This is a genomic window from Kitasatospora sp. NPDC059973 (genome assembly GCF_042737525.1).
Classification (GTDB): domain Bacteria; phylum Actinomycetota; class Actinomycetes; order Streptomycetales; family Streptomycetaceae; genus Kitasatospora.
On the sequence record NZ_JBHWUI010000061.1, the window covers coordinates 37,617 to 44,483 of the forward strand.

Genomic DNA, 6,867 nt, shown 5'->3' on the forward strand with positions numbered 1-6,867 from the left:
CTGGCATCTGAGGAGAAGCTACGGGCCGGTATCTTCGAGGTCTCTCATTGTTCACATGGTCACGGGCGAACTCCACACCGCACTGAAACCTGATCTACTTTAGCGACCGGCAGCACAGACTTCAGCAAGGACGGGAGCCGACGATGACCGCGCAGCCGCTGCGGATTGCCCTGCTGTCGTACCGCGGCGACCCGTTCTGCGGCGGCCAGGGCGTCTACGTACGGCACCTCTCCCGCGAGCTGGCGCGCCTCGGCCACCACGTGGACGTGATCGGCTCCCAGCCCTACCCCGTCCTGGACGAGGTCGAGGGCCCCGGCTCGGTCCGCCTGGTCGAGCTGCCCAGCCTGGACCTCTACCGCGCCGACGACCCGTTCCGCACCCCGGGGCTCGCCGAGTACCGGGGCCCGGTGGACCTGCTGGAGTTCGCCACCATGCGCACCGGCGGCTTCCCCGAGCCGCTGACCTTCTCGCTGCGCGCCCGTCAGTACCTCGCGCTGCACAAGGGCCGTTACGACGTGGTGCACGACAACCAGACCCTCGGGTACGGGCTGCTCGGCCTCGCGCGGCACGGCTTCCCACTGGTCACCACGATCCATCACCCGATCACCGTGGACCGGCAGCTGGAGCTGGACGCGGCGCCGAGCCTGGCCCGCCGGCTGTCGCTGCGCCGCTGGTACGCGTTCACCCGGATGCAGCGCCGGGTGGCCGCCCGGCTGGACAGCATCATCACCGTCTCCGGCACCTCGAAGCGCGAGATCGCCGAGCACCTGGGCGCCTCGCCGGGCGCCGTCTCGGTGGTGCCGATCGGCGCCGACACCCGGCTCTGGTCGCCGTCCGAGCGGGTCGCCCGGGTGCCCGGCCGGATCGTCACCACCTCCAGCGCCGACGTCCCGCTCAAGGGCCTGGTCCACCTGGTCGAGGCGCTGGCCAAGGTCCGCACCGAGCGGGACGCGCACCTGGTCGTGGTCGGCAAGCCGCAGAAGGAGCGGGGGCCGGTCGCCGAGGCGGTGCGCCGCTTCGGGCTGGAGCGGTTCATCGAGTTCCGGCACGGCCTGACCGACGGGGAGCTGGTCGACCTGTACCGCTCGGCCGAGGTGGCCTGCGTGCCGTCGCTGTACGAGGGTTTCTCGCTGCCCGCCGCCGAGGCGATGGCCACCGGTACGCCGCTGGTCGCCACCACCGGCGGGGCGATCCCCGAGGTGGCCGGGCCGGACGGCGAGACCTGTCTCGCGGTGCCGCCGGGCGACGCGGGCGCGCTGGCGGCGGCGCTCGGCCGGCTGCTGGACGATCCGGCGCTGCGTCGCACGCTCGGTGAGGCCGGGCGCGAGCGGGTGCTCGCCCGGTTCACCTGGGAGCGGGCCGCCGCGCTGACCGCCGACAGCTACCGGGCGGCGATCGCCACCGGTGCCGGGCGGCGGGCCCGGTCCGGTCCGGGCTGGCGGTACGTGGCCTGACGGGTCGCCGGACCCGTCCGCGTCGGACCCGCCCGGGCGGATCCGGCGCTCCGCCGGACTCGGCCGGCCCGGCCGGGACCGGCCCGGCGTCACAAACGTTTGGTACCAGAGGAATGGGAGCCCGCAGTGCTGACCGTTGATTTCTCGCGCTTCCCGCTCGCCCCCGGCGACCGGGTGCTCGACCTGGGCTGCGGCGGGGGGCGGCACGCGTTCGAGTGCTACCGGCGCGGGGCCCGGGTGACCGCCCTCGACCAGAGCGCCGAGGAGATCGCCGAGGTCAAGAAGTGGTTCGCCGCCATGGCGGAGGCCGGCGAGGCTCCGGAGGGCGCGTCGGCGGTCGCGATGGAGGGCAACGCGCTGGCCCTGCCGTTCGAGGACGAGTACTTCGACAAGATCATCATCTCTGAGGTGATGGAGCACATCCCCGACGACAAGGGCGTGCTCAACGAGATGTTCCGGGTGCTCAAGCCCGGTGGGCTGCTGGCCGTCACCGTGCCGCGCTGGCTGCCCGAGAAGATCTGCTGGGCGCTCTCCGACGAGTACCACGAGGTGGAGGGCGGCCACATCCGGATCTACCGGGGCGACGAGCTGCTCGACAAGCTCAAGGACGCCGGTCTGGAGCCGTACGGCACCCACCACGCGCACGCGCTGCACTCGCCCTACTGGTGGATCAAGTGCGCGGTGGGGGTGGACAATGACAAGGCGCTGCCGGTCAAGGCCTACCACCAGCTGCTGGTCTGGGACATCGTCGGCACCCCGGTGATCAGCAAGCTCACCAAGGCCGCCGAGAAGGCCCTCAACCCGGTGATCGGCAAGAGCTTCGTCGCCTACGCCTCCAAGCCGAACCGCGCCGAGCCCATGGCGGACCTCGTCGAGCCCGCTGCCGGCCGCGCCGACGAGGCGGCGGACCGCGCCGACGCCGGGCGGGCGGGCGAGTGACCGCCGCCGTCCCCGAGGCGCTGCTGCTGGACGGGGTGCTCGACGCCGAACAGGCCGCCCGGACCGTCCGCAGCATCCTCGCCGAGCAGCAGGACGACGGCGCGATACCGTGGTTCACCGGCCACCACCTGGACCCGTGGGACCACACCGAGGCCGCGATGGCCCTGGACACCGCCGGCGAGCACGCCGCCGCCGAGGCCGCCTACCGCTGGCTGGCGGCCCACCAGAACCCCGACGGCTCCTGGTACGCCGCCTACGCGTACGGGCAGGACGTCCCGGACGGCACGGTCTCGGACGCGGCCAAGGAGACCAACTTCTGCGCCTACGTGGCGGTCGGCGTCTGGCACCACCACCTGAGCACCGGGGACGACGCGTTCCTGGACTGGATCTGGCCGGTCGTGCGGCGCGCCCTCGACTTCATCGTCGGCCTGCGGCTGCCGGGCGGTCCGATCTCCTGGCGGGTGGACGAGCACGGCGAGGCGCCCGACGAGGCGCTGCTGACCGGCTCCTCCAGCATCCTGCACGCCCTGCGCTGCGGTCTGGCCGTCGCCGACTACCTGGAGGAGCCGCAGCCCGACTGGGAGCTGGCGGCCGGCCGGCTGCGGCACGCCATCGCGCACCACCCCGAGCGGTTCCTGGACAAGGACCGCTTCTCGATGGACTGGTACTACCCCGTGCTCGGCACCGCGCTGCGCGGCCGGGCCGCGCTGGAGCGGATCGAACGGGACTGGGACCGCTTCGTCGTCCCCGGCCTCGGGGTGCGCTGCGTCAGCGACCGCCCCTGGGTGACCGGCGGGGAGAGCGCGGAACTGGCCATGGCGCTCTGGGCGGTCGGCGAGTCCGACCGCGCGGTCGAGATCCTGCGCTGGATCCAGAAGCACCTGCGGCACAGCGACGGCTCGTACTGGACCGGCTACGTGTTCGAGGACGACGCCATCTGGCCCGAGGAGCGCACCACCTGGACGGCGGGGGCGCTGCTGCTGGCCGTCGCGGCGCTCGGCGGCGACCCGGCCACGGTGACGGTCTTCGGCGGTGACCAGCTGCCCACCGGGCTGGTGGTCCAGGACTGCTGCTGAACGGCCGCCGCTGACCCGCCCGCACACCGCGGCGCACGCACGACGAACACGCACGGCGAAGGGGCGGGACCGGAGTCGATCCGGTCCCGCCCCTTCGCCGTGCCTGGCGGTGCGTCAGCCGCGCTGGATGCCGGTGGTGTCGGCCAGCAAGCCCTGGGAACCGTCCTGGAGCTGGGCGACCAGCGCGGCACCGCGCTGCTCGACCGCCAGGTACCAGGTGCCCGGGACGAGTTCACCGACCGGGGCGCCGGCCGGGTTGTCCTTCGGGGACAGCTGGCGCGGCGCCGGGACGGCGAACCAGAACGGCGCGAAGTCGGGCGCCGGAGCCTGCTGGGCCTGGGCCGGCTGCGCCTGGGTGGGCGCCGGGGCCTGGTGCGCGGCCTGCTGGGCGGCGGCGTGCTGCGCGGCCTGCTGCTGGGCGGCGTCCTGCGGCTGGCCGGCCTGCGGGGCCGGGTAGCCGTAGCCGCCGGGCTGGCCGCCGAACGCGGGCGACTGCACCTGCTGCGGGTCCTGGCCCGGGGCCGGGTAGCCGTACTGGCCGGGCTGGCCCGGCTGCGGGGCCGGGTAGCCGCCGGGGTAGCCCTGCGGGACGGCCGGCTTGTCGGTGACCAGCGGGGCCTTCAGCGCGGGCACCAGCGGACCGGCCGCGGCGGCACCGGCGAGGACCAGGAGCGAGATGACGGCCAGCCAGGCGCCGAAACCGTGGTCCAGACCCTTCGGGCCACCGCCCAGGGCCCAGATCGAGGTCCAGAGCGCGGCGACGGCGAACGCGATGCCCCACTGGTCCAGCCGCAGGCCGAGCACCTGGCGGGTGGCGGCGGCGGCGCCCTGGAAGCGCTGCACCAGGATCAGCACGGCGGAGAGGATGCCGAGCAGGAAGACCGAGGGCAGCACGGGGAACAGGACGCTGTCCCAGGCGTTCTGCGACGTGTCGCCGCAGTACCTGCCACTGCAGTCCACGGTCCAGTACGGCAGGAAGGAGGCGATGAAGAGCAGGACGGCCGCACCTGCGACGGCGGCGTCTCCCCTGGTGAGAGCGCGCAGATTCACTAACGTTCCCCTCGTTGGTGTGTCGTGGACGGCGGTTATCTCGCGGTCGGCTGACCGGTCCGGAAAACTCTGAACGGACCAGAAGCCTAGGGCCAACCGCCTCGCGGGTGCACAGCGGGCTCGGGAATGGGGCGAAGTCGTTGCAAACTGCGCGCGCCCGGTCCCATGCTGTCCACCTTCCGGCGGCGCGGGCCGGGCCGCCCGGGCCGGCTACCGCGTGGTCAGAAAGGCCGTCAGTGCGTCGGCGATCCCCTGGGCGGCCTGCTGGCGCCACTGAGGGTCCGTCATCCTTTTGGCGTCTGTCGAATTGCGCATGTTACCGCACTCGATGAACACCTTGGGCACGGTCGAGAGGTTCAGCCCGCCGAGGTCGGAGCGGGTGTCCAGACCCTGGCTCGCGATGTAGTCGGCGTACGGCTCGCCCGTCGCCGCGTGGAAGCTGTCGCGCAGCAGCAGGCCGAGCCGGTGCGAGGGCGCGACGATCGCGGAGTTGTCCGCCGTGCCCGCGACCACCCGGGCGGGCATGATCACGTGGAACCCGCTGCCGCCGGGCGGGCCGCCGTCCCCGTGCACCGAGACCGCCGCGTCGGCGTGCGCGGTGGCGCCCGCCTTCGCGCGCGCGTCGATGCACGGGCCCCAGGACTGGTCGCCGTCCTGCACCAGGACGACCGTCGCGCCCCGGGCGGTGAGGATCGCGCGGGCCCGGCGGGAGACGTCCAGGGTGTACTCGGCCTCGCTGTACCCGGCGTTGGTGGAGGTGCCGGTGGTGTCGCACTCCTTGCGGGCGTTGCCGATGTCGACCTGACGGTTGATCTCGGCGGTGTGCGCGGCGTTGCCGGGGTTGTGGCCGGGATCGAGCAGGACGGTCCGCCCGGCCAGCGCGGTGGCGGACCCGGCGCTCTCCGAGGCTGTCGGAGCGGCCGTCGGAGCGGTCGTCGGGTCGGCTGTCGGAGCGGCCTGGGCGGCCGTCGGCGGGTCGGCCGACGCGGTGGGGGCCCCCGGCGGGGAGGTGTCCGCCGGTGCGGAGAACGGCGCCGCGGAGAACGGCCCCGGCGGCGGGGCGGCGGCCCCGGCGGCGTGGGCGGCCGCGGTGTCGTCCCGGCCGCGGTCGGCGACGGCCTGCCAGCCCAGCCAGCCGGCCAGGCAGAGCGGCACCAGGACGGCGGCCACGGTGGTGGTGCGCAGCAGCCGGGAGCGGCGCGGCGGTTCGTCGTGCGGAGCGGCGGTGGTGCGGGTCACGGGTGGTTCAGATCCTGTCCTGGGTGCGCGCGGTCAGGCCGTACGGGTCGGCGATCGCCTTCCACTTCGTCACGAAGTCCCGCTTCGCCTGGGTGGCCTGCGGGTTGAGCTCGTCCGCGTGCTTCTTGTCGGCGGTGTTCGGGGCCGAGCCCGAGCAGCCCTGCGCGGAGACGGCGCGGGCCCAGCTGGCGTACGCCCGGTCGATGTCGGCGGACAGCTGCCAGGCGGACTTCAGCGACTGCACCGCGTCCGCGCCGCCGGGCAGGTCGGTGACGGTCAGCGTGGCGAGTTTGGCGAGCAGCTGGTCGCGCTGCTTGGCGCCGCTGTCGAAGACCTGCGCGGCGCTGTCGATGTCGGCCTTGGCGGGGCAGCTGCTCACCTTGGCGACCGCGCTGCCGATCGGCGCCTTCGCGCTCTCGCCCTGGGTCAGCAGCTCGTCCAGGGCCTTGGCCTGCTCCGGCGCGCCCGGCCCGGCCGCGCCGGAGGTCGGGCTCGCGGAAGCGGACGCGGTGTCGGTGGCGGCGGGACTCGGCGCGCCGGACGATCCGTCGGGGCCCGGCGCGGGCGGCGGGTTCCCGGCCGTGCTCTGGCCGGCGCTCGCGGAGGGAGCCGGGGCGGCGCTCCGGTCGGCCGGGTCGTCCTTGCCCTTCGCGGCCCACAGGATGCCGCCGCCGAGGGCCAGGACGAACAGCAGCGCGAAGGCGATCAGCAGCGGGGCGCGCCGGTTGGCCGGGCGGTCCTCGGCGTCGAGGTCCTCGTAGTCCGTGGCGTAGTCCGGCTGCTGGTACGGCGGGTACTGCTGGGCCGGGTACCCGGGGTACTGCTGGGGGTACGGGCCGGCGTCGTACGAGGGCTGGGCCTGCGGCTGGGCCGGGGGCGGCGGCGGGTAGCCGTAGCCGCCCCCGGCGGGGCCCTGGGGGGCCGCGTGGCCCGGGAAGCCGGACGCGGGCGGCTGCGGTCCGGTGGGCGGGGCGGGGTGGCCCTGGCCACCGGCCAGGTACGGGCGGGCGGCCAGCGGCGGGCCCTGGTCGCCGACGCCGCCCGCCGTGGGCGGCTGCGGCGGGAAGGGCGACGGGCCGGGCGGCTGCGGCGCCTCGCCGGGGCGGCCG

General features: G+C 74.6%; 6 protein-coding genes. 3 read left to right on the forward strand and 3 right to left on the reverse strand.

Going from position 1 to position 6,867, the window contains the following annotated elements; all coding sequences use genetic code 11:
- Positions 1 to 143 precede the first annotated feature (143 nt).
- The 3 genes from ACFWA9_RS18460 to ACFWA9_RS18470 all read left to right on the forward strand — a co-directional run bounded on the left by ACFWA9_RS18460 (position 144) and on the right by ACFWA9_RS18470 (position 3,469).
- Positions 144 to 1,454, forward strand: a complete 1,311-nt coding sequence (locus ACFWA9_RS18460; protein WP_352289552.1) for a glycosyltransferase family 4 protein — start codon at positions 144 to 146, stop codon at positions 1,452 to 1,454.
- A gap of 126 nt (positions 1,455 to 1,580) precedes the next feature.
- Positions 1,581 to 2,393 carry a class I SAM-dependent methyltransferase gene (locus ACFWA9_RS18465; RefSeq protein WP_380388273.1) on the forward strand — a complete coding sequence of 271 codons (813 nt, stop codon included), beginning with the start codon at positions 1,581 to 1,583 and terminating at the stop codon, positions 2,391 to 2,393.
- Positions 2,390 to 3,469: a prenyltransferase gene (locus ACFWA9_RS18470; RefSeq protein ID WP_329487414.1), complete on the forward strand. Its 1,080-nt coding sequence runs from the start codon at positions 2,390 to 2,392 to the stop codon at positions 3,467 to 3,469. Before ACFWA9_RS18465 ends, ACFWA9_RS18470 begins: the two co-directional genes overlap by 4 nt.
- Before the next feature lie 114 nt (positions 3,470 to 3,583).
- Here ACFWA9_RS18470 and ACFWA9_RS18475 read toward each other — a convergent pair whose 3' ends face one another.
- The 3 genes from ACFWA9_RS18475 to ACFWA9_RS18485 form a co-directional block, all read right to left on the reverse strand.
- Entirely contained in the window at positions 3,584 to 4,519 is a 936-nt protein-coding gene (locus tag ACFWA9_RS18475; RefSeq protein ID WP_329487413.1) for a hypothetical protein, read from the reverse strand.
- A 210-nt stretch (positions 4,520 to 4,729) separates the two neighbouring features.
- Entirely contained in the window at positions 4,730 to 5,758 is a 1,029-nt protein-coding gene (locus ACFWA9_RS18480; protein WP_380388275.1) for an N-acetylmuramoyl-L-alanine amidase, read from the reverse strand.
- Between the two features lie 7 nt (positions 5,759 to 5,765).
- Positions 5,766 to 6,867, reverse strand: a 1,102-nt coding sequence (locus ACFWA9_RS18485; RefSeq protein ID WP_380388277.1) for a hypothetical protein, incomplete at its 5' end; no start/stop codon positions are given.